A 19,505-nucleotide genomic window follows, 5' to 3' on the forward strand; every position below is an offset into this window, starting at 1 on the left:
TAAGTTTGAATCGCGCCCGCGACGTGAGCCCATGCCGGCAAGGCTATCCGATCCAGCCCCGGAGGATCCGAAACGAGAAACGCACGCCCGATGCGATTGGACGGCCGCCCGTCCGTCACGCACGCTTCAAGCCGCCAGCCCCGCCGACGGAACCGCCTGCATGTCAGGATTGAACCGGGTCATGCAATTGAGATCGAGCGCGCGAATCTGCTCGGTCATGAAGTCGACGAAGATCCGGATGCGCGTCGGAAGATGCTGCCGGCTCAGATAGCAGATGTAGTGGCCGCGATCCTCCGGCACATGCTTCGCCAGTGCGACGACGAGCTCCTTCGACGCGAGATGGTCGCGAATCTGATAGCCCGCCATCTGCGCGATGCCCGCTCCGTTCAGCACCGAGCGCAACACCAGATCCGCATCGTTGAACGTGAGGCGCGACGTCGGCAGGTACTTTTGCATACGGCCGTCGACATTGAACTCCCATTCGAACACGCGACCACTCGCGAAGCGGAAATTGATGCACTCGTGCCGGTCGAGATCTTCGATGCGCTGCGGGAGGCCATGCCGCGCGACGTACGACGGCGCCGCGCAGAGCGCCATCTGCATCGGAATCAGTTGCCGGGCGATGATGCTCGAATCCTCGATGCGCCCGTTGCGAAACGACACGTCGATCCGCTCCGACACCAGGTCGATCGGCCGGTCGTCGAGCAGCAGATCGATGATGATGTCCGGGTAGGCCTGCGCGAATTTTTCCAGCAGCGGCGCGACGATCTTCCGGCCGAACCCCACGGCCGAGCTGATACGGATGAGGCCGCGCGGCGGCCCCTGCCGCAACTCCAGCATGTCGTTCATGGCTTCCACGATCTGTGCCACGCCCTGATGGCAGTTCTCGTAGAATCGCCGGCCTTCGCAGGTCAGTTCGGTCGTGCGCGTGGTGCGCTGGAACAGCCGCGTGCTCAACTGCGCCTCCAGCTTCTGCACGTTGCGGCTCACGGCCGGCCGTCCGACGCCGAGCCGTTCGGCGGCCTTGGTGAAGCTCCCCTCGCTCGCCACGGCAACGAAGGCGAGGATGCCTGCATAGCTGGCACCAAAGCTCGCGGACAGCGCATCGGCGCGACCGGTCAGGTCGCGACGCACGCCGTGCTCCGATGGTTCCGAATGGTTCATTTCCGCTGCCCCCAAGAGATGCCGATCATTCCGGTTGCCCGCCGTCGGCGGGTGTCGGCGAACCGCCGCGTGTGCGAACGCGACTCAGCGTGCGGCGAGCCACGGCTCGAGACCGATGCGGCCGAGCCGCGCGGCCCCGAGCGGCACCAGCGATTTTTCCTCGACGCGGCCGCCGTAGTAGCGGGCGTCGCGATCGGTCACCACCGCGCGCGTGTCGCCGATCGACTTCAGATAGCGCGCGACGATCTCCGCGAACGGCGCGCGATCCGGGCCCGCGATCTCGATCGTGCCGTTCTGCGGCGCGGCGAGCGCGGTCTGTGCGACGAATGCCGACACGTCTTCCGCGGCGATCGGCTGAAACAGCCCGTCGCCGATGCGGACCGTGCCGTCTTCCGCGCCGGCATCCGCGATGCCGCCGATGAATTCCATGAATTGCGTCGCGCGAACGATGGTGTACGGAACGCCCGCCGCTTCGATCGCCTGTTCCTGCGCGACCTTCGCCGCGAAATAACCGTTCTCCGGCATGCGGTCGCAGCCGACGATCGACAGCGCGACGTGATGGCGCACGCCTGCAGCCACTTCCGCCTTGCCGACATTGCGTGCCGACGTGCGGAAGAAGTCCAGCACCGCCTGCGGCTCCCATGACGGCGCATTCGCCACGTCCACGACGACGTCCGCGCCCGTCAACGCGTCGGCCAGGCCTTCGCCCGTGATGATATTGACGCCGGTGCTCGGCGACGCGGCCAGCACCTGGTGGCCGGCTTCGCCGAGCAGCGTGACGACACGCGAGCCGATCAGGCCCGAACCACCGATGACAACGATCTTCATCGCAAAATCTCCTGACGAATGGATTGCATTGGACTGCTAGAGGTACGCGACGGCGCCGGATCCGCTGAAAGGCGGCCGTAACCTCGCATCACGTGCCGCAATTGTGGAAGAATCATGTCCTATCTCATAAGTGCCAAGAATCGTCGATCGGACTGGTCCATACCGCGTCTGTTCCTGTCCTGTTCACGCTACCCGAGAGACCGTGATGTCCGCGCCAACACCCCCGCTTGCCATCGAAATCGACCGGCACCACCAGTTGCCCGTCTATCTGCAGATTTGCGAGCGGTTCAAGGCTGCGATCGCCGCCGGTCATCTGCGCCCCGGCGATCGCGTGCCCGCGCTGCGCGGCCTGGCGACGCAACTGAACACCGCGCGCGGCACGGTTGAACAGGCCTACACGATCCTGGTCGACGAGGGCTATCTGCAAATGCGCGGCGCGGCGGGCACGTTCGTCGCGCCGTCCCTGCCGGCCTCGCTGACGCAGCCGCCGCCCGCGCGCGCCGACCTACAACATGCGTCGCTCGCACCGAACGTCGATCCGCCGCCACGGCGCCCACAGCCGATCGCCGTCGCGCTGAGCGGCGAGCCGCGCCCGCTGCAACCCGGGCTCCCCGCGCTCGACGCGTTTCCGCGCAAGGTCTGGCACCGGCTCGTGTCGCAGCGCGCGCGCAGCAGCGAACGCGCACTGCTGGCCTACCCGAATCCGGCCGGCTACCGGCCGCTGCGCGAACACATCGCCACCTATCTGACGCTGTCGCGCGGCGTCACCTGCGTGCCGGAACAGGTGTTCGTCACCGGCGGCTACCGCGCGACGCTGGAACTCGTGCTGCGCAGCCTCGCGCGCGCGGACGAGCGCGTGTGGTTCGAGGATCCCGGCTATCTGCTCGCGCGCGGGTTCCTGTCCGAGACCGGCATACAACTCGTCCCCGTACCGGTGGACGCCGACGGGATCGACGTCGAGCGCGGCATGCAGCTGGACGCGCAGGCCCGCTTCGCGCTGGTGACGCCGTCGCATCAGAGCCCGCTCGGGCATACGCTGTCGCTGTCCCGCCGCATTGCGCTGCTCGACTGGGCCGAAAAAATGTCCGGGTGGATCGTCGAGGACGACTACGACAGCGAGTTTCGCTACCTCGGCCGCCCGCTGCCCGCGTTGAAGAGTCTCGACCGGCGCGATCGCGTGATCTATTGCAGTACCTTCAGCAAGGCGATGTACCCCGGTTTGCGGCTTGCCTACGCGGTCGTGCCGGAGCGCGCCGTCGAGCGCGTCGAACGCGTGGCGTGCAGCATGAATGCCGGTTCGCCGCCGCTGCTGCAGGCGGCGCTGGCCGATTTCATCGAGCAGGGGCACTTTGCCCGGCATCTGAAGCGCATGCGCGCGCTGTACGGCGAGCGCCGCATGCTGATCGTGCACGCATTGCGTCAGGCGTTCGGCGAGCGGCTGATCGTCGAATTGCCGGTGGGCGGCATCCAGTTCGCGGTGCGATTCACCGACGGGCCCGATGGGCCGGTCGACGACGTCGCCGTCGCCGCACGCGCGCGCGAGGCCGGGCTCGCGGTCGTGCCGCTGTCGATCTGGTATACGAACAGCCACACGCCGCAAACGCCGCGCGGCCTCGTCATCGGGTTCGCGAACATCGTCGACGCGGACGAAGCGCAACGTCACGCAAACACGCTGCGGGCCTGTCTCGACCGCTGACGCGCGGCGGGGTCGCGCGTCACCGGCCCGATTGGTGTCCAACGGGAAACATTGAATCGCCCGCGACGGCCATACCGTCGCCCGGTACGCTCCGCTAGCATGGAGGCGTCCTTCTCCGTGGACGAACCCGGATTCGGGCTGCACCGGAAGATCGCCGCGCTCCGCATACGATCGTTCGCTCCACCTGTTCGTGAAGACGCCATCTGCCCGGGCAATGCAGCCCCCTTCGCAACACGCTTCGACACTTGAACGACGGGGATCGAAGCGTCGCTGAACTCGAGCACGCATCATGAATGACAACAAGCTGCAGGCCCCTCCGCTTTCCCTCCTCGACAGGTATCGGGGCCGGGAATTCCAGCCGCTCTATACGACGAGCGTGACAGTATCCGGTGGCGAGACGGGACACGGCCGCGCATCCGGCGTCGTGCGCTCGGACGACGGGAACCTCGCCGTCGATCTGCGCCTGCCCGCCGAGTTCGGCGGGCCCGGCAACGGCACCAACCCCGAGCAATTGTTCGCGGCGGGCTTCGCCGCGTGCTTTCACGGTGCGCTGAACCTGCTCACGCAACGCGCCGACATCGAACCCGCCGATACGGTCGTGGAGGTGCGGGTGTCGTTCGGCCGCGATCCGATGGACGGCGGCCATGCATTGCTCATCGACGTCCAGGTGCGGATGCCCGGCGTGGATCGAAGCATCGCGGAAGAACTGGTTCGAGCCGCGGAGCGCCTGTGCCCGTATGCCAAGATGGCCAGACAAGGCACCGTCAATATCGTGACCGTCGTCGACTGACGCGACGCCCGTCGGGCGGTAGCGGCACCTGTCCGCTGAAGACCTTCGTTGCCGCTCCCTCGCGCGTGGCCGCTGCGCTGTGCCTTCGGGGCACGCTGAGTCCTCGATGAGGCAAATGAAATGCATCTCGGAAAATCGTACAAGCTGTCGGAGTTCCTGATCTGGACTCGTTGGAACATCTACGAGCTTTTCGTGTTCGGGACTGTGCCGGTCATTCTGTACAAGTTCCTGTGCGTCACATGGTTGTCGATCCCGCTGACGATCGTGGTTCTGCTCGGCACCGCGACGTCGTTCATCGTCGGCTTCAAGAATGTGCAGACGTACAACCGGGCAACGGACGCGCTGGATATCTGGACCGAAATCGTGAGCAAGAGCCGTCGCTGGGGCCAGCTCGCGCGCGATTTTGCCGGCGACGAAGCGATTTCCCGCACGCTGATCGATCGGCACCTCGGATGGCTGACCGCGCTGCGATACGACCTGCGTCGCCCTCGGGTGTGGGAAAGCACGAGCAAACGCTACAACGCGGAATACCGCCGGTTCTATCGCGTGCCGGAGTGGGAACAGGACATCGCGGAAGTGTTGCCGAACTACCTGTCGCCGTCTGAAACGGCACAGGCGCTCTCTTCCGCGTCCATTTCGACATGCGTGCTGAATCTGCAATGCAGTGCGCTCAAAACGCTTCACGCGGCCGGTCAGCTGAATACGAGCTTCTACATGGAGCTTCACAAGACGATCGGGGATTTCATCGCGCTCCAGTCGAGATCCGAGCGTTTCAAGAACTTCCCGTATCCGCGCCAGTACGCGACCGTCAGCTCGCTGTTCGTCCGGTTCTTCTGCCTGTCGCTTCCGTTCGGTCTTCTGAACGAATTCAACCGGCTCAACGATGGCGTGACCGGCTTCATGCACGGCAACATGGTATGGCTGGTGGTGCCATGCAGCGTCGCGGTGTCGTGGATGTATACGTCGCTCGACCAGGTCGGCGAAGGCACCGAGAATCCGTTCGAAGGCGGTGCGAACGACGTTCCCATTTCGACGTTGTGCGGCACGATCGAGCGCGATCTGAAAGCGATGCTCGGAGAACCGGCCGGCCAGCCGTGCGGCCACTCGGTCATCGCGCTATAGGGAACCGGGCGGCTGCTCGCGCGCATCGGCGCCGAAGGCGGCGCAATGCCCGGTTCCCCTCCGCACGATTCCCGGCGAGCCTCGTTCAGTGTCCACCGCCCGCCATGCCGCCGCCGCCCTTGGCGGGTTTGGTGAGCCAGACCAGCGGCACGATCATGATGAAGATGATCGACGACAACCAGAAGATATCGTTCAGCGCGAGCATCGCGGCCTGGGCGTTCAGCGTGCGTTCGAAGAACGTCGTGGCCTGATCCGCGCCGCCGCCGAGCGTCGCCTGCAGCTGCGCGATGGCACTCGCATAGGCGGGGTTGTTCACGCTCGATTGCTCGGCGAGCCGCGCATGGTGCAGGATTGTCCGGTCGTTCCATCCGGTCGAGATCAACGACGTGCCGACGCCGCCCGCGAACACGCGCACGAAATTGGACAGGCCCGCGGCCGCCGGAATGCGCTCGGCGGGCAACCCCGACAGGATGATCGCGGTCAGCGGCGTGAAGAACAGCGCCATCGGAATACCCTGCAACAGCGTCGGCAGCACCAGCGTATAGGGGTCGACGCCCGTCGTGTAATGCGAGCGCATGAAGAACACGCCCGCAAAGCCCAGGAAGGCCAGCGTCGCGAGCACCCGCGCATCCGACTTCGGCATGATCTTCGCCATCAATGGCGCCAGCATCACGGCAAAGATCCCGAGCGGCGCCGTCACGAGGCCGGCGTCCACTGATCGATAGCCGAGATAGCCCTGAATCCATTGCGGCAGGATCACGAGGTTCGAGAAGAACACCGCGTACGCGACCGAGATCGCAATCGTGCCGCCGCGGAAATTGCGCAACGCGAAAAGGCGAATGTCGACGATCGGGTTTCCCTCCGTGAACTCCCAGATCAGGAAAAACAGGAAACTGATGGCGGCGATGACGGCAAGCGTGCAGATCACGGGCGAACTGAACCAGTCGAGGTCCTTGCCTTTGTCGAGCATGATCTGCAGCGTCGCGACCCACACGATCAGCGACATCAGCCCGACCTTGTCGATCGGGACCTTGCGCACCTGCGTCTCGCGGTCGCGATAGATCATCCACGTGACGCCGGCCGCGAACAGGCCGACGGGAATGTTGATATAGAAGATCCACGACCAGCTGTAGCTGTCGGTGATCCACCCGCCCAGCGCGGGACCGGCGATCGGGCCGACCGTCGCGGTCATCGACCATAGCGCGAGCGCGGTGGCGCTTTTCTCCTTCGGATACGAACCGAGCAGGATCGCTTGCGACAGCGGAATCAGCGGCCCCGCGACGACGCCCTGCAAGACGCGTGCGGCAAGCAGCACGAGCAGGTTCGGCGCGACACCGCACAACCACGACGAAAACACGAACAGCACGATCGCGGCCACGAACAGCCGGATCTGCCCGACGCGCTGCGTGAGCCAGCCCGTCAGCGGAATCGCGACGGCATTGGCCGCCGAGAACAGCGTGATCACCCACGTGCCTTCGTCGACGGAGACGCCGAGGTTGCCCGAGATGGTCGGAATCGCGACGTTGGCGATCGACGAATCGAGCACGTTCATGAACGTCGCGAGCGCGACGGCGAGGGTCGCAAGGATCAGCTTTCCGCCCGTCAGCGGCGGCGGTGAAGGTTTCGTTGAGGAATGCATCGGGCTTCACTCCGGAGTAACGACCGGGCCGGCGTATCGATCCGGCCGGTCAGACGATGGGATCGACCGGCGCGCGACCGTCACGCGCACGGGGTCGACGGTTCAGCTGGCGCGCGGGGGCGTGGCGGGTGGCGCCATCGAAAACCGGATGCCTCGACCGCCTTGCCGTGCCGGAATACTAGGAGCGGCATTCATGCGCAGATAGACCTGCGTCGGAACACTTTCCCGTTCCTCATCGGCACCAATCGGTCGCGCCACTGCAGTCGTGGAAAAGATCGATGCGCCCTCGCGCCCGTCGCGCTCACCGTATTGGTACGGAGTAGGCAACACCATGCATCCCAAGCTGATCTGGTTCGGCGGCGCGTCTTTGCCTAGCATGGCAAAGAGCGCGTCGGCCATCGTTGGAATGGCGGTCATCGGGATCGATTTGCCGGCAGGGCCCGCACCCTTGCGCTGATGCGCGTCGACGCACCACGCACCGTCCGGACACGCAAGGTTCGGAACGTTAGCGTTCGCCGATCACAGACCGGGAGAGATATGGAGAACGAGAGGTTGCAACCTCCGCCGCTGACACTGCTCGACAAATACCGGGGGCGGGAATTCGCCCCGCTCTACACGACGACGGTCACCGTGTCCGGCGGCGAAGCCGGGCACGGTCGTGCTTCCGGCGTCGCGCGCTCCGACGATGGCTGTCTCGTCCTCGATTTGCGGTTGCCGACCGAGCTCGGTGGCCCGGGCGGCGGGACCAATCCCGAACAGCTGCTGGCCGCGGGCTACGCCGCGTGCTTTCACGGCGCGCTGAGCCTGCTCGCGCAACGCGACCGGATCGATATTCGCGACGCCACCGTAGCCGTCGAAGTCACGTTCGGCCGTGATCCGATGGATGGCGGATATGCGCTGATCGCGAATGTCACCGTCCGCATGCCGGGTATCGACCGGCAGGTCGCGGAACGTCTGGTGCGCGACACGGAGCGCCTGTGCCCCTATACGAAGATGGCGCGGCAGGGCATCTGCAATATTCTCGCGGTGTCGGCGTGACCGACTCACGCCGACATACGTGGCGGACGATTGGTGCCGACGCGACAACAGAGTGCGCACGCGCCCGGTACTACTGGCACGCGAGACCCGCGATTACGATGGCTGCCAAGCGGGTCGTGCGATCGATCGCGATACGCAGGGCCGGCGGTACCCGCTTCCACAAATCAGGAGAACGGATCATGACGCAACGTATCAACTATTTTCAGCAATCGCCGGAATTCACCAAGAAACTCGTCGAGCTCGACGGGTTGTTTCAAAAGACGACGATCGAAGTGCCGGTCCGCGAGCTCGTCGAGATTCGCGCATCGCAACTGAACGGCTGCGCGTTCTGCGTCGACATGCACGTCAAGGCGGCCCGGATCCACGGCGAGCGCGAACTGCGCATGCATCACGTCGCGATCTGGCGCGAGTCGACGCTGTTCTCGCCGCGCGAGCGCGCCGCGCTCGCATGGACCGAAGCGCTGACGCATCTTCAGTCGGATGGCGTGCCGGATGAGCTCTACGAACGCGTGCGGACTCACTATTCCGAGAAGGAGCTGTCGGATCTGACCTTCCTCGTCGGTGCGATCAACTGCTGGAACCGGCTGAATGTCGCGTTCCGCATCGTGCCCGGATCGTTCGACAAGACGTTCGGGCTCGACAAGGCCAACCTGGAGTAACGACATGAAACGCATCATGCTCACTCTCGCGCCGCTTACGCTGTCGCTGTTGATGCCCGTCCAGCCGGCCGCCGCCGCCGCACCGCAAGCCAAGGTTACGACGCTGACCACGGAGCCGTTGCCCGAATATCCGGGCAAGGAGGCCGAGATGATCGTCGTCGATTATCCGCCCGGCAGCGTCGATCCCGTTCATCGTCACGACGCACACGCATTCGTCTATGTGCTCGACGGCAGCATCGTGATGGGCCTGAACGGCGGGAAGGAGGTCACGCTTCACGCCGGCGACACATACCACGAAGGCCCGAAGGACATCCACACGGTCGGACGCAATGCCAGCAACACGAAGCCGGCAAAATTCGTCGTGTTCATGATCAAGAACCAGGGTGCGCCGATCCTCACACCGGTGAAATAGCGGGATCCTCGTGGAGGCCCGGCGACGCCGGGCCCGTTCCGCTTGCTTAGCGTACCGGAAGCCTGCTCGCGATCAGTGCGCGAGCTGCGCGGTACAAGCGGCTCCATGCAGCCGCTTGCACCGCCGCATCACGGTGCGCCATCGGCGACGTCGACGTCTTTCGTCGGGCCACCGTCGTTCTGCCGGCACGATGATTCCGGGAATCGGGACATCGCCGGGTATACTCCCCACCAGTATCCGTCATATACTCCCCCCCAGTTTCTGACAAACTACGAGAGGCGACCTAAAAGGCGCAGAATCGTGGCGTGTTCTTGCGTGCGCGCACGTCGTGCAAAAAGGCAGATCGATGCGCTCGCGCGTGCCGGAGCAACGCGCCGAATACGGATCGATGTTCCGGCAAGCGCCGCTCGCAATTACCCGGCATGGTCGAGGACGCAACGAACGGCAAGGTTCAGCTTGCGCCGTTCGTGACACACGCGAAATCGCTCTCCGACATCAACGAAGCATTCGCTCCGATACGCAACGGGAAGTCGATCCGAGCCGTCGTTCACCAGTGAAGCATCGAAAAGGAGCACGAACATGTCCGTCGCCATTCATCCCGCCGTCGATAGCGGCATTCAAAAGGGCGCCGCCGATTTCGCGGGCGGTACGCTGCGCTGCCAGTGCACACAGGATCCGGTCGAGGTTCGGATCGATGCGCAGGTCGCATTCAATCATGCGTGCGGCTGTACGAAGTGCTGGAAGCCGGCCGGCGCGCTGTTTTCCGTCGTGGGCGTCGTGCCGCGCGACAAGGTCACCGTGACCGCACATGGCGAGAAACTGCGCGTCGTCGACGACAAGGCGTTGATTCAGCGCCATGCGTGCTCCGCCTGCGGCACGCACCTGTTCGGCCGCATCGAAAATGCCGACCATGCGTTTTACGGCCTGGATTTCATTCATACCGAACTGTCGCCGGATACCGGCTGGGACGGGCCCGGTTTCGCTGCATTCGTGTCGTCGATCATCGAGAGCGGCACGCCACCGTCACTGATGGCGGACGTGCGCGACACGCTGCGCGCCAAAGGGCTCGAGCCCTACGATTGCCTGAATCCGCCGCTGATGGATGCGCTGGCGACTCAAACGGCGAAAGCCAAGGGGACATACCGGGAGGCTTGAGTTCATCGCCACGGGGCGACGCGCTGCGGGAAGCTGCACGTCGCGCCCCATCGTGGCGCTCGCGAGCACCGCGGTGCCGCTTTCAACGGCACGGACCACCGCTGTCCAATTTACAGTGGCGTTTTCGATTCCGGCGCGTGCTCGACGAACAGCACGCACCGGACGGCGATTCTCTCCTTCGCACCGACCGGCACCTAATTCTCGGGCGCCGATGGAAGCGGAATCCAGTGCGTGTACCCGGACTGCGCGTTCGCCACGTCCTCGAATGAAGCGACCACCGCGAATCCTTCCGGAGTCCAGGCCAGCACGTTAAGCGCCTGATCGGCATCCAGACGCGTCGGACAGTGCTGACTCGTCCTGATCCAGCTCTGGCTTTTGCGTGCGCCCTGCCACCCATCCCATGCAGCGGCCACGCGCGTGCCCCGGACGTAGCCGTCCTGGTCACGAACCCGGTTGACGACGTCGGCGCGATATTCGCTAGGCGTATCGCGAAACCACCATTGCTCAAACAGCTCTCGTTCGGTTCTCACAGACGCCTCCCCACACAGTGTTGCGTCAAGCTCAATACGCAAGTGAGCCGGCGCTGATTTCATCAGACGTCGAGCATTCGCTGTTCCCGCACCGCGGCTACGGTCGTCGCAACGGCTTGTCCGTCTACTGGACCGGCGACGCTCAAACTGGCCCGAAATCCGTCAGAAACGCACCCGGGCCATCTTCCGCCCTCGACCGAAAAGGCTTGACACCTCTGCCGCCGCCGCGTACTGTCAGCCGTGAAGTATTCAAGAAGCGCGACTGCTGCTCATCATCGACCGCGAACTGCGGTATTCGTTGTCCTTTCCCTCCTTGATTATTTTCCCGCGTCCATTCGTGGCGCATCCGTTCGTCTATTCTCAGGAGATCTAATATGGATACCGGTACTGTCAAGTGGTTCAACGACGGCAAAGGCTTTGGCTTCATCACGCCCGATAAAGGCGGCGACGATCTGTTCGCGCACTTCTCCGAAATTCGCGGCGACGGTTTCAAGACGCTTGCCGAAGGTCAGAAGGTGAGCTACGAGACCAAGAACGGCCCCAAGGGCCTGCAGGCAGCGAACATCACCCCGCTGTAACCGTCTCAAGCCTCGACTTCGCGCAAGGAGCGGCGCATTGCCGCCGCTCCTTGTGTCATGCACGGCCTCGCGGCGCCACGCGCCTCGAGGCCGGCTCGACTGGTCCGTCCGCTTCGCAGGGAGACATTGAACCTGCGCGCAGGCAGATGCCCGTCATGGTGCGCGTGTTCGACCGCGCATCCGGGCCCGGACCAGCCATCCTCGCAGGATCGCGCACGCGACGCAGCAGGAGAATTTCCATGACCCAATATCAGTCCCGCGGCAACAAGGCGCCTCCGCGTACCAAGCAGCCCCCGATGCTGCCGAAGCTCGGCACGGCGTTGAACTGGGTGCCGCCGAAAGAGTCCTCGATCACGAAGACGCAGCAGAAAAAGCGCACGACGTCTGCGCAATAGCGTCGAGATCGCGGCTGCAGAGGCAGCGGCGACCATCGCGCAACCTGTGCGGCGCGGGGCGAAGGCGGTCACGATCCGTCACCACGCGCGTGCCGGTTGCTGCGCGTAATACCGAATAAGTTGAAGGCCCGGCGAACGATGCGCGTATGATGGGCTTATCCGAGCGATCACCCGCCCTCCGAACGCTCCCCCTTCACTACCGCGCGCTTTGTTGCATCCCCTCCGCCGCGCTGCAATTTTGTCCCTTTCACCCCGCCGGCCCGCCCGACAATGGACGGACCTTGGCCGGACGAGTTCGACCGTGCTTTTCGCCGCGGCCGAACGACAGGAGTTTGTCATGAGCATGCATTCCTACCGTGGATTCGAGATCTATCCACTGATTTACCCGCACGTACCGGCAGCGAATGGTGCTCCGCACAACTACGATGCCGGCTTCGACGCAGCAGTCAGGATTTGTCTTCGCGGTGCGACGGACACGCAGACGCAAAGCCAGACGTACCGGCTTCGCGACAACGCGCCGTTCGGCACGGCCGGTGACGCACGTCGCGCATCGGTGCGCTATGCCGAGAACATCATCGACGACAATCGCGAAACACACGCGTTCCTGTCGAACGCAGGCTGAGGCGGCTACCCAGCCGATGCGATGCATCGGCAATCTGGAGAGCAACATGGTCATTGACGAACTACTCGCATTGATCGGACGGCACGAGGTTACGTGGGCCGACACGATCTCGCTTGCCGGAATCTCTGATTCGGCTCTGTGTCACCAGCAAGAGTTGCAAATGTACGGCGCGATACGCGCGCTATCGATCGGTGCCGGACACTCGGAATTCGAGTCCGACGAGATAGCGAGCGCCGTCATGACGCGGCTCGGCTAACTTCATATTCGAACCTTCTAAAACAGGGCAACCATGACAACCGTCACACTGAAAGTCAACGAACCGATCGATGTCGCACTGCGCCGATTCCGCCGCGACATCGAGAAAACCGGGTTGATTCGCGAGCTGCGCAGTCGCACCGGCTACGAAAAGCCGACGACGGAACGCAAGCGCAAAAAGGCCAGTGCCGTTGCCAGGCAGCGCCTGCGCGCGAAGCGCATGTTGCCCCCGCGCAAAATGTACTAGGAGCGCATCGTGTCCAACCTGCCGGCCGATGCCCCACCGTTTTTCCCGTTGACGAAATGCCAGGTGGATTTCGATCGACAGAAAGACATGGTGACGCTACTGCCGAGCTTCTATGCGTTCGGCTGTGAGTACACCAGCCGCGGCCTCCTGATCGGCCGGGACGATGCCTTCAAATTGATTGCAGCCATCGAGAAAGCGCTCAGCGTTCAAGGCTGAGCCGCCGGCGCGGACGCTTCACAAGCATCAAAAGCAGAAGACCAACCATGCGCGTCGCGACCCGGTACGTGGACTTGCTCTGTTTCCTTGTTGCCCTTCAACTGGTCACCAAAAGGAAAACGCGCGAGTGGTTGTCGCCGTTTCAGCTCGTGGAATCACTGCAGGCATGGCTTGTCGTCCATCGCGCGAAATGCGAATGGCGCGATCGTGTCTGGATAGGGCACGCGTCTCTTCAGATCGCGAAGTCGGTCCACGCCGTGGACGATCCTCCGCTCCCGGAGCGGCTTCCCGGCGTGGAAGACGACTCGACGGCCCGCCCCCGAGGCGCGATCGCCAATCGGTCGGGTCTGCGGATAAAGTGCATTCGGTACCTTCGAGAGCATATCTGACAGTGGCGCGCGCACGGCCACGTAGCCCGCGACAACCCTAAATCTGGAGGAGCACATGCTCTTCAATTCGACACGGTTCCGAATCGATCCGACACCACGCCGGGCCGATGGACAGTACATCGCACATGCGAGGATTACCACGTTGCTCGTCGACGGAGATGAGCGGCAGGTACTCTGCAGCGGCGATCTGGCCGCTTTCGACCGCCGCGACGAGGCAGTTGCGCACGCAGCGAAATGGGGAGAAGGTTGGTTGACCGCGCAATTTGGCTGAAAATGGGAAAAGTCGGCGCACGCACGTGAAGCACGTCGCTGACGGCCTCTTCCTTCCATATCGATCGCCCCGCGCAGGGACCAGACTGGAAGGAGTCCGATTTGCCAACGCCATCGAGAAGAAGCCACGCCGCGATGATCACTGACCCAACATCCGTACCCCACTACCTCGTCCTGCTGAGCGGCTGGCAGCCCTATGTGCTGGATATGGAGCGCGTCGTGATCCGGCGGGAAGCAAGCCGGTTGCTGCTTGCGTTTGCGCGGACGCGCGGAAAACTCGAGCGTATCGACGGCGACGAATGGAACATGTTTTCCGACGCACAAAACCTGTCGACACTCGAGCGCGGGCAGGCGCGGTTCTACGCACTGGTAAAAGGGACCGAAACCGAGCATCAGCTGCGGTTGCTGACCGTTCTCTGAAACCGGATTTCCGAGTGGAACACGGCGCGGTGAGATTCGACCGCGCTACCTGAATACCGATCGTTCCGTCCACCGCACGCAAGGCGCCGCATGAAACTGGTTTTGGTAGGTGCTTTGTTGTGCTGTGTGATCGTCTTCCTGTTCTGGGGCAACCCAAGAGACGGCGACCGGTAGCGCATCCGTCGCCATCGTATGACCTCGAGTCGGTGGCGTAAGAAGAGCGCCGCCGCGTACGCTCCAGCAGCGCCCTCGCCCATTTCAACGAAGACCGCTTTGCGCCGACGGCCTGCCGGCCGCCGCGCGGCGTGCCGGCTATCTCAGGTCCGCACGGCAGGCGCCGCGTCATGCGCGCCGGACGTCAATGCCAGTGCCGCAAGCGCGCCGGCCGGCGCGAGCAGCGCCCAGAATCCGATGTAGCGAAAGCCGAGCGCGCCCGCCATTGCGCCCAGCGCGAACGCGACGATCGCCGGCAGCATCTTGCCGAAGCGTGCGCGTGCGGCCACGCGCGCGCTGTCGGCCGTGCCGGCCGACAACAGGTCGACGACATCGAGAATCGCCTGCGTGACGTTGCCCGTCATCACCGTGTTCGGCACGCTTGCGCGCGCGATCACGCGCGGATGCGCGTTCTGCACGCCCATCGCGAACGTGCCGACGATGCCGGCCAACAGCACCGGCAGGCTGTCGGACTGCGTGACGGGCGTCGCCCATACGCCGGCCGCACAGAAGCCGAGCAGCATCACGGCCTGCACCGCATACAGCGCACGCGCGCCTTGCCATGCCGGCCGCGCGGACAACGACCGCGCGATCAGGCTCGCCGCGATGACGCCGCATATGAAGGCGGGAAACACGCTCAGTTTCAGCACGAGGCCCTGCCCGAATCCGGCAACGCCGGCGCCGATCAGCACGAAGTTGCCCGTCACGTGTGCGGTGAACAACCCGAACAGCGAGACGAAGCTCAGCGTATCGACGAACCCGGCGACCGCGGAAAGAAGGGTGTCTTCAGATTTCAATTCGTGATGTTTGCGTAAAGGTTGGGCGACGCGGCGACCGTGGATGGCACGGTTGCCGCGTCGCGTTCGCGGGAGGACCGACCCGGCGGTCAGATATCGCGGTCGCCCTCCCCCCGTTGAATATCGCCGACGATGGTGACAAGGACGAGCGCCGCAATCAAGCCCAGGTGTTCAAAAAAGCTGTTCAGCGCCATGAAATGTTCGGCGCCCGAGCGATTCCAGAAATCGTTCGCCACGAGCATCGCGACCAGCGTCAGCATGCCGAGGCTGCCCGCGCCGAGCCACGTGAAGCGGCGAAACACCACGCACAGCGAGCCGCCGATCTCGACCGCAATCGCCAGCGCCGCCCACAGCGCCGGCGGGTGCAGGCCGAAATGCGCCTGCTCCGCGATCGCATCGCCGAAGTGCATCGCCTTGTTCACCCCGCCGATCAGGAACGCGGAAACGAGCGCGAGCCGGACCAGCGAACCGACCCACGCCTGCGACAGGAGCGCGCGAATCCACCCGGGGCTGCATCGGCCGGTCACGGTCGTCATGTCAGACCGCCCAGCACGAACAGCCGAACGCGCCCCAGAAACCCTTCGCGTCCGAGGTCGGCAACGTGCGGCCCCACGCGCTCGCATGCGCATGGCCGTGCATCCCGCACGCGGTCGAACAAGCGCACGCGGCAGCGGCCGCTGCTGCTCGCTGCAGCGGCGCGCCCTCGCGCTGCGTCGCGCCCCAGCCGCCATAGCCGCCGTAGGTGCGCACCGGCGACCAGTCCGGCATCGCCGGCGGAATCGGCAAATCGTGCGACGCGAACGGCCCGGCACCCCACACGATCCGGCCGCCGACCACCGTCAGCAACGCGGTCGTGTCGGCGATATCGTCCTCCGCGCACGTGAAGAAATCACGATCGGGGACCATCAGGTCCGCGAGCTGACCGACCGCGATGCGGCCCTTCTTGCCCACTTCGTTCGAGAACCACGTCACGTACTCGGTCCACATGCGCAGTGCGGTTTCGCGATCGAGCAGGTTGCGCTGCGGATACAGGCGCGTGCCGCCGACCGTCTTGCCCGTCACGAGCCATGCGAGCGACACCCACGGGTTGTACGACGCCACCCGCGTCGCATCCGTGCCGGCCGACACCTTGATGCCCTTGGACAGCATCTTCGCGACCGGCGGCGTCGCCTCGGCCGCCTGCGCGCCATAACGCTCGACGAAGTACTCGCCCTGATACGCCATCCGGTGCTGCACCGCGATGCCGCCGCCGAGCGCCGCGATCCGGTCCATCGATCGCTCGGAGATCGTTTCCGCGTGATCGAAGAACCAGTTCAGCCCTTCGAGCGGGATGTCCTCGTTGACCTTCTCGAACACGTCGAGCGCGCGGCTGATCGTTTCGTCATAGGTCGCATGCATGCGCCACGGCCAGCGGTTCTGCGCGAGCACGCGCACGACGCCTTCGAGATCGTCTTCCATCTGCGCGGGCAGGTCCGGACGCGCGACGCGGAAATCCTCGAAGTCAGCCGCGGAAAACACCAGCATCTCGCCCGCGCCGTTATGACGGAAGTAGTCGGTGCCGTCGTGATACTTGACGCTCTTGGTCCAGTTCACGAAGTCTTCCTTCTCCGCGTTCGGCTTCTGCGTGAACAGGTTGTACGCGATGCGGATCGTCATCTCGCCTGCGTCGTGCAGTTGGCGGATCACTTCGTAATCGTCGGGGTAGTTCTGCGAGCCGCCGCCCGCGTCGATCACACCCGTCACGCCGAGCCGGTTCAGCTCGCGCATGAAGTGGCGCGTCGAGTTGTACTGGTACTCGAACGGCAGCTTCGGACCCTTCGCGAGCGTCGCGTAGAGGATCGTCGCGTTCGGGTTCGCGAGCAGCAGGCCCGTCGGGTTGCCCGCGGCGTCGCGCAGGATCGTGCCGCCCGGCGGCTCCGGCGTGTCCTTTGTATAACCGACGACGCGCAGCGCGGCCGCGTTCAGCAGCGCGCGATCGTACAGGTGCAGGATGAACACCGGCGTATCGGGCGCGGCCGCGTTGAGCTCGTCGATCGTCGGCAGGCGCTTCTCGGCAAACTGATGTTCGGTGAAGCCGCCGACCACGCGCACCCATTGCGGCGCCGGCGTGATCGCGACCTGCTGCCGCAGCATCTCCATCGCGACGGCGAGCGAGCGCACGCCGTCCCAGCGCAGCTCCATGTTGTAGTTCAGGCCGCCGCGAATCACGTGCGTATGGTTGTCGGTCAGGCCCGGCAGCACGGCGCGGCCGTCGAGGTCGACGACTTTCGTCGCGCGGCCCGCGAGCGGCATGACATCCGCGTTGCTGCCGACCGCGACGAAGCGGCCGTCCTTGATCGCCACCGCGGTGGCGACGGGGTTCGCACGATCGAGCGTCGTGATGCGCCCGTTGTGCAGGATCAGATCCGGTTGGGTATCGGTTGCGGTCATTGCGTCACCTCACTTCGATCAAAGGCCGATGAGCTGCTTGAGGGCGGGGACCGCCTGCACGCCAATCAACATGCCGAGCAACCCGACCAGGGCGATCAGCGGCGGTGCGGGAGAGCGAACCTTGATAGCGCTGTAGATCACGCCTATCAGCAGGCCCGCACCAAGGGAAACCAGATAAGGTTCCATACGATCAATCTCTCGAACAAATTGGAATGCAGGCGGATGCCCTGCAAACGCTCCGCGGGCGGCCTGCGCGGATGAACCGCGTCACGCAGCCCGCATTGACGTATCACCGCCGCGGCGCGCTCATCGAGCACGACGCGGCGGCATAGACAGTCCCGAGTGGGCTCGTTACTTCGCCGGCACCGGCGGAATCGACTCGTGCGGCGTCGCGGTGCGTTGCGGTGCCTTGTGGACCATCGTGTACGCGTAGTCGACGCCCATCCCGTATGCGCCCGAATGCTCCTTCGCGATCGCCATCACCGCGTCGTAGCTGTCGCGGCGCGCCCAGTCGCGTTGCCATTCGAGCAGCACCTGCTGCCACGTGACCGGCACCACGCCGGCCTGCACCATGCGCTGCATCGCGATGTCGTGCGCGGCTTGCGACGTGCCGCCCGATGCGTCGGCGACCATGTAGATCTCGTAGTCGCCTTCGAGCATCGCGCACAGTGCGAACGTCGTGTTGCAGACTTCGGTCCACAGGCCCGACACGACCACCTTCTTGCGGCCGTTCGCGGCCAGTGCGTCACGCACCTTCTGGTCGTCCCACGAGTTCATCGACGTGCGTTCGAGCGTCTTCTGGTTCGGGAACACGTCGAGCAGTTCGGGGTACGTATGCCCCGAGAAGCTGTCGCTTTCGACCGTCGTGATCGTGGTCGGGATGTTGAAGACCTTCGCAGCCTTCGCCAGGCCCACGACGTTGTTCTTCAGCACCTGGCGATCGATCGACTGCACGCCGAACGCCATCTGCGGCTGCTGGTCGATGAAGATCAGCTGGCTGTTCTGGGGGGTGAGTACTTCAAGCTTCGGATTGCTCATGGCGATCATGTCCTTTGACGTGGAGAAAAATAAAGCCTGGCTCGCCGGCAAGCCGGGGGCCCGATGTGCTGTGCTGGGAGGTTTTTCCTGCCAACGTCTTCCATTCAACATGGAAACTCGAAGCAATGCCAATTAATCGTTCTGTTTAAAAACCGCCTGAAAACCTATCCTTAAAAGATCTTAAATCGGGGGAATTTTCGCGCCGCGCCAGCGATGACCTGATAGGCTGTTTTTCGACTTCACCGGTTCATCGGCGGGGATTTATTCGCACCTTCCACACGGTTGTCACCTACTTCAATTTATATTATGAAACCGTACGTTTCGTCGCTATTGGCCGGCATTCTCGCCGGCGCCGTCTACGCGTTGATCGGCGTGCAAGCGCCCGCGCCGCCCACCATTGCGCTGGCCGGGCTGTTGGGCATCCTGGCCGGCGAACAGATCCTGCCGGTCGCTCGCCGGATGCTCGCGGGCATCCACCTGAAGGCCGCATGGAGCGAAGCGAAGTGCACGCAGCACATGTTCGGCTCGCTGCCCGGCGCGCAGCCGTCCAGCGCCGCGGCGAAGCACCACGAGTCGACGCCGACCTGACGGATCGCCATTGA

Annotated in this window: 26 protein-coding genes and 1 pseudogene; 17 read left to right on the plus strand and 10 right to left on the minus strand. The window is 64.3% G+C overall.

What is annotated here, in order from left to right; translation table 11 throughout:
• Positions 1-126: 126 nt before the first annotated feature.
• Both BAMB_RS28840 and BAMB_RS28845 read right to left on the minus strand, forming a co-directional pair.
• The gene (locus BAMB_RS28840) at positions 127-1,164 is read right to left on the minus strand and encodes a LysR family transcriptional regulator (protein WP_011660684.1); all 1,038 of its coding nucleotides are present in this window, start codon (positions 1,162-1,164) and stop codon (positions 127-129) included.
• Positions 1,165-1,248: 84 nt separating this feature from the next.
• Positions 1,249-1,992, minus strand: coding sequence for an SDR family oxidoreductase (locus BAMB_RS28845; protein ID WP_011660685.1), 744 nt, complete (start codon positions 1,990-1,992; stop codon positions 1,249-1,251).
• A gap of 205 nt (positions 1,993-2,197) precedes the next feature.
• Between BAMB_RS28845 and pdxR the strand changes: the two genes are divergently transcribed.
• The 3 genes from pdxR (at position 2,198) to BAMB_RS28860 (ending at position 5,600) form a co-directional block, all read left to right on the plus strand.
• Complete coding sequence (pdxR, locus tag BAMB_RS28850) at positions 2,198-3,688, plus strand: MocR-like pyridoxine biosynthesis transcription factor PdxR (protein ID WP_011660686.1); 1,491 nt, start codon at positions 2,198-2,200, stop codon at positions 3,686-3,688.
• Positions 3,689-3,977: 289 nt separating this feature from the next.
• A complete protein-coding gene (locus BAMB_RS28855; protein WP_011660687.1) occupies positions 3,978-4,478 on the plus strand; it encodes an Ohr family peroxiredoxin in 501 nt (166 codons plus the stop codon).
• A 120-nt stretch (positions 4,479-4,598) separates the two neighbouring features.
• Positions 4,599-5,600: a bestrophin family protein gene (locus BAMB_RS28860; RefSeq protein WP_011660688.1), complete on the plus strand. Its 1,002-nt coding sequence runs from the start codon at positions 4,599-4,601 to the stop codon at positions 5,598-5,600.
• A gap of 85 nt (positions 5,601-5,685) precedes the next feature.
• Here the strand turns inward: BAMB_RS28860 and BAMB_RS28865 are convergent, their stop codons facing one another.
• Both BAMB_RS28865 and BAMB_RS35640 read right to left on the minus strand, forming a co-directional pair.
• Positions 5,686-7,239 carry a DHA2 family efflux MFS transporter permease subunit gene (locus BAMB_RS28865; RefSeq protein WP_011660689.1) on the minus strand — a complete coding sequence of 518 codons (1,554 nt, stop codon included), beginning with the start codon at positions 7,237-7,239 and terminating at the stop codon, positions 5,686-5,688.
• 102 nt (positions 7,240-7,341) lie between these two features.
• Positions 7,342-7,656 carry a hypothetical protein gene (locus BAMB_RS35640; protein ID WP_011660690.1) on the minus strand — a complete coding sequence of 105 codons (315 nt, stop codon included), beginning with the start codon at positions 7,654-7,656 and terminating at the stop codon, positions 7,342-7,344.
• Positions 7,657-7,776: 120 nt separating this feature from the next.
• On the opposite strand from BAMB_RS35640, the gene BAMB_RS28870 reads away from it, so the two are divergent.
• From BAMB_RS28870 to gfa, 5 genes and pseudogenes are all read left to right on the plus strand, one after another.
• Positions 7,777-8,277, plus strand: a complete 501-nt coding sequence (locus tag BAMB_RS28870; protein WP_011660691.1) for an Ohr family peroxiredoxin — start codon at positions 7,777-7,779, stop codon at positions 8,275-8,277.
• 179 nt (positions 8,278-8,456) lie between these two features.
• Positions 8,457-8,936, plus strand: coding sequence for a carboxymuconolactone decarboxylase family protein (locus BAMB_RS28875; protein ID WP_011660692.1), 480 nt, complete (start codon positions 8,457-8,459; stop codon positions 8,934-8,936).
• Between the two features lie 4 nt (positions 8,937-8,940).
• Positions 8,941-9,348 (plus strand): cupin domain-containing protein, encoded by a 408-nt coding sequence (locus BAMB_RS28880; RefSeq protein WP_011660693.1) that lies wholly within the window; start codon positions 8,941-8,943, stop codon positions 9,346-9,348.
• A gap of 398 nt (positions 9,349-9,746) precedes the next feature.
• Positions 9,747-9,905: pseudogene (locus BAMB_RS34955) on the plus strand (S-(hydroxymethyl)glutathione dehydrogenase); the annotation flags it as partial.
• Positions 9,906-9,927: 22 nt separating this feature from the next.
• Complete coding sequence (gene gfa / locus BAMB_RS28885) at positions 9,928-10,503, plus strand: S-(hydroxymethyl)glutathione synthase (protein ID WP_011660695.1); 576 nt, start codon at positions 9,928-9,930, stop codon at positions 10,501-10,503.
• 194 nt (positions 10,504-10,697) lie between these two features.
• Here gfa and BAMB_RS28890 read toward each other — a convergent pair whose 3' ends face one another.
• On the minus strand, positions 10,698-11,033 hold the full coding sequence (locus BAMB_RS28890) for a hypothetical protein (protein WP_041491759.1): 336 nt from the start codon (positions 11,031-11,033) through the stop codon (positions 10,698-10,700).
• A 374-nt stretch (positions 11,034-11,407) separates the two neighbouring features.
• On the opposite strand from BAMB_RS28890, the gene BAMB_RS28895 reads away from it, so the two are divergent.
• From BAMB_RS28895 to BAMB_RS28925, 8 genes are all read left to right on the plus strand, one after another.
• A complete protein-coding gene (locus tag BAMB_RS28895) occupies positions 11,408-11,611 on the plus strand; it encodes a cold-shock protein (protein ID WP_011660696.1) in 204 nt (67 codons plus the stop codon).
• Between the two features lie 239 nt (positions 11,612-11,850).
• On the plus strand, positions 11,851-12,006 hold the full coding sequence (locus BAMB_RS35645) for a hypothetical protein (protein ID WP_012371974.1): 156 nt from the start codon (positions 11,851-11,853) through the stop codon (positions 12,004-12,006).
• Positions 12,007-12,343: 337 nt separating this feature from the next.
• Entirely contained in the window at positions 12,344-12,628 is a 285-nt protein-coding gene (locus tag BAMB_RS28900) for a hypothetical protein (RefSeq protein ID WP_011660698.1), read from the plus strand.
• A 46-nt stretch (positions 12,629-12,674) separates the two neighbouring features.
• On the plus strand, positions 12,675-12,884 hold the full coding sequence (locus BAMB_RS28905) for a hypothetical protein (protein WP_041491858.1): 210 nt from the start codon (positions 12,675-12,677) through the stop codon (positions 12,882-12,884).
• A gap of 33 nt (positions 12,885-12,917) precedes the next feature.
• Positions 12,918-13,130, plus strand: coding sequence for a 30S ribosomal protein S21 (rpsU, locus tag BAMB_RS28910; protein WP_006754722.1), 213 nt, complete (start codon positions 12,918-12,920; stop codon positions 13,128-13,130).
• A 9-nt stretch (positions 13,131-13,139) separates the two neighbouring features.
• Positions 13,140-13,346: a hypothetical protein gene (locus BAMB_RS28915; protein WP_041491760.1), complete on the plus strand. Its 207-nt coding sequence runs from the start codon at positions 13,140-13,142 to the stop codon at positions 13,344-13,346.
• A 444-nt stretch (positions 13,347-13,790) separates the two neighbouring features.
• Complete coding sequence (locus BAMB_RS34615) at positions 13,791-14,006, plus strand: hypothetical protein (protein ID WP_011660700.1); 216 nt, start codon at positions 13,791-13,793, stop codon at positions 14,004-14,006.
• A 134-nt stretch (positions 14,007-14,140) separates the two neighbouring features.
• The gene (locus BAMB_RS28925) at positions 14,141-14,425 is read left to right on the plus strand and encodes a hypothetical protein (protein ID WP_006759566.1); all 285 of its coding nucleotides are present in this window, start codon (positions 14,141-14,143) and stop codon (positions 14,423-14,425) included.
• A 317-nt stretch (positions 14,426-14,742) separates the two neighbouring features.
• On the opposite strand, the gene BAMB_RS28930 is transcribed toward BAMB_RS28925, so the two are convergent.
• The 5 genes from BAMB_RS28930 to BAMB_RS28950 all read right to left on the minus strand — a co-directional run bounded on the left by BAMB_RS28930 (position 14,743) and on the right by BAMB_RS28950 (position 18,903).
• On the minus strand, positions 14,743-15,435 hold the full coding sequence (locus BAMB_RS28930) for a YoaK family protein (protein WP_011660701.1): 693 nt from the start codon (positions 15,433-15,435) through the stop codon (positions 14,743-14,745).
• Between the two features lie 89 nt (positions 15,436-15,524).
• Positions 15,525-15,971 (minus strand): DoxX family protein, encoded by a 447-nt coding sequence (locus BAMB_RS28935; RefSeq protein WP_011660702.1) that lies wholly within the window; start codon positions 15,969-15,971, stop codon positions 15,525-15,527.
• Position 15,972: 1 nt separating this feature from the next.
• Positions 15,973-17,865, minus strand: a complete 1,893-nt coding sequence (locus tag BAMB_RS28940) for an amidohydrolase (protein WP_011660703.1) — start codon at positions 17,863-17,865, stop codon at positions 15,973-15,975.
• Positions 17,866-17,883: 18 nt separating this feature from the next.
• Positions 17,884-18,051 (minus strand): DUF1427 family protein, encoded by a 168-nt coding sequence (locus BAMB_RS28945; protein ID WP_011660704.1) that lies wholly within the window; start codon positions 18,049-18,051, stop codon positions 17,884-17,886.
• Positions 18,052-18,216: 165 nt separating this feature from the next.
• Positions 18,217-18,903 (minus strand): hydrolase, encoded by a 687-nt coding sequence (locus BAMB_RS28950; protein WP_011656592.1) that lies wholly within the window; start codon positions 18,901-18,903, stop codon positions 18,217-18,219.
• Positions 18,904-19,209: 306 nt separating this feature from the next.
• Here BAMB_RS28950 and BAMB_RS28955 point away from each other — a divergent pair, with 306 nt between their 5' ends.
• On the plus strand, positions 19,210-19,491 hold the full coding sequence (locus BAMB_RS28955; protein ID WP_011660705.1) for a XapX domain-containing protein: 282 nt from the start codon (positions 19,210-19,212) through the stop codon (positions 19,489-19,491).
• Positions 19,492-19,505 lie beyond the last annotated feature (14 nt).

Source organism: Burkholderia ambifaria AMMD, from assembly GCF_000203915.1.
Lineage (GTDB): Bacteria > Pseudomonadota > Gammaproteobacteria > Burkholderiales > Burkholderiaceae > Burkholderia > Burkholderia ambifaria.

Bases quoted from the DNA above. Each gene is read 5' to 3' on its own strand.
- BAMB_RS28840 (WP_011660684.1), bottom strand. From the start codon at position 1,164: ATGAACCATTCGGAACCATCGGAGCACGGCGTGCGTCGCGACCTGACC.
- BAMB_RS28845 (WP_011660685.1), bottom strand. From the start codon at position 1,992: ATGAAGATCGTTGTCATCGGTGGTTCGGGCCTGATCGGCTCGCGTGTC.
- pdxR (WP_011660686.1), top strand. From the start codon at position 2,198: ATGTCCGCGCCAACACCCCCGCTTGCCATCGAAATCGACCGGCACCAC.
- BAMB_RS28855 (WP_011660687.1), top strand. From the start codon at position 3,978: ATGAATGACAACAAGCTGCAGGCCCCTCCGCTTTCCCTCCTCGACAGG.
- BAMB_RS28860 (WP_011660688.1), top strand. From the start codon at position 4,599: ATGCATCTCGGAAAATCGTACAAGCTGTCGGAGTTCCTGATCTGGACT.
- BAMB_RS28865 (WP_011660689.1), bottom strand. From the start codon at position 7,239: ATGCATTCCTCAACGAAACCTTCACCGCCGCCGCTGACGGGCGGAAAG.
- BAMB_RS35640 (WP_011660690.1), bottom strand. From the start codon at position 7,656: ATGACCGCCATTCCAACGATGGCCGACGCGCTCTTTGCCATGCTAGGC.
- BAMB_RS28870 (WP_011660691.1), top strand. From the start codon at position 7,777: ATGGAGAACGAGAGGTTGCAACCTCCGCCGCTGACACTGCTCGACAAA.
- BAMB_RS28875 (WP_011660692.1), top strand. From the start codon at position 8,457: ATGACGCAACGTATCAACTATTTTCAGCAATCGCCGGAATTCACCAAG.
- BAMB_RS28880 (WP_011660693.1), top strand. From the start codon at position 8,941: ATGAAACGCATCATGCTCACTCTCGCGCCGCTTACGCTGTCGCTGTTG.
- gfa (WP_011660695.1), top strand. From the start codon at position 9,928: ATGTCCGTCGCCATTCATCCCGCCGTCGATAGCGGCATTCAAAAGGGC.
- BAMB_RS28895 (WP_011660696.1), top strand. From the start codon at position 11,408: ATGGATACCGGTACTGTCAAGTGGTTCAACGACGGCAAAGGCTTTGGC.
- BAMB_RS35645 (WP_012371974.1), top strand. From the start codon at position 11,851: ATGACCCAATATCAGTCCCGCGGCAACAAGGCGCCTCCGCGTACCAAG.
- BAMB_RS28900 (WP_011660698.1), top strand. From the start codon at position 12,344: ATGAGCATGCATTCCTACCGTGGATTCGAGATCTATCCACTGATTTAC.
- BAMB_RS28905 (WP_041491858.1), top strand. From the start codon at position 12,675: ATGGTCATTGACGAACTACTCGCATTGATCGGACGGCACGAGGTTACG.
- rpsU (WP_006754722.1), top strand. From the start codon at position 12,918: ATGACAACCGTCACACTGAAAGTCAACGAACCGATCGATGTCGCACTG.
- BAMB_RS34615 (WP_011660700.1), top strand. From the start codon at position 13,791: ATGCTCTTCAATTCGACACGGTTCCGAATCGATCCGACACCACGCCGG.
- BAMB_RS28925 (WP_006759566.1), top strand. From the start codon at position 14,141: ATGATCACTGACCCAACATCCGTACCCCACTACCTCGTCCTGCTGAGC.
- BAMB_RS28935 (WP_011660702.1), bottom strand. From the start codon at position 15,971: ATGACGACCGTGACCGGCCGATGCAGCCCCGGGTGGATTCGCGCGCTC.
- BAMB_RS28940 (WP_011660703.1), bottom strand. From the start codon at position 17,865: ATGACCGCAACCGATACCCAACCGGATCTGATCCTGCACAACGGGCGC.
- BAMB_RS28945 (WP_011660704.1), bottom strand. From the start codon at position 18,051: ATGGAACCTTATCTGGTTTCCCTTGGTGCGGGCCTGCTGATAGGCGTG.
- BAMB_RS28950 (WP_011656592.1), bottom strand. From the start codon at position 18,903: ATGAGCAATCCGAAGCTTGAAGTACTCACCCCCCAGAACAGCCAGCTG.
- BAMB_RS28955 (WP_011660705.1), top strand. From the start codon at position 19,210: ATGAAACCGTACGTTTCGTCGCTATTGGCCGGCATTCTCGCCGGCGCC.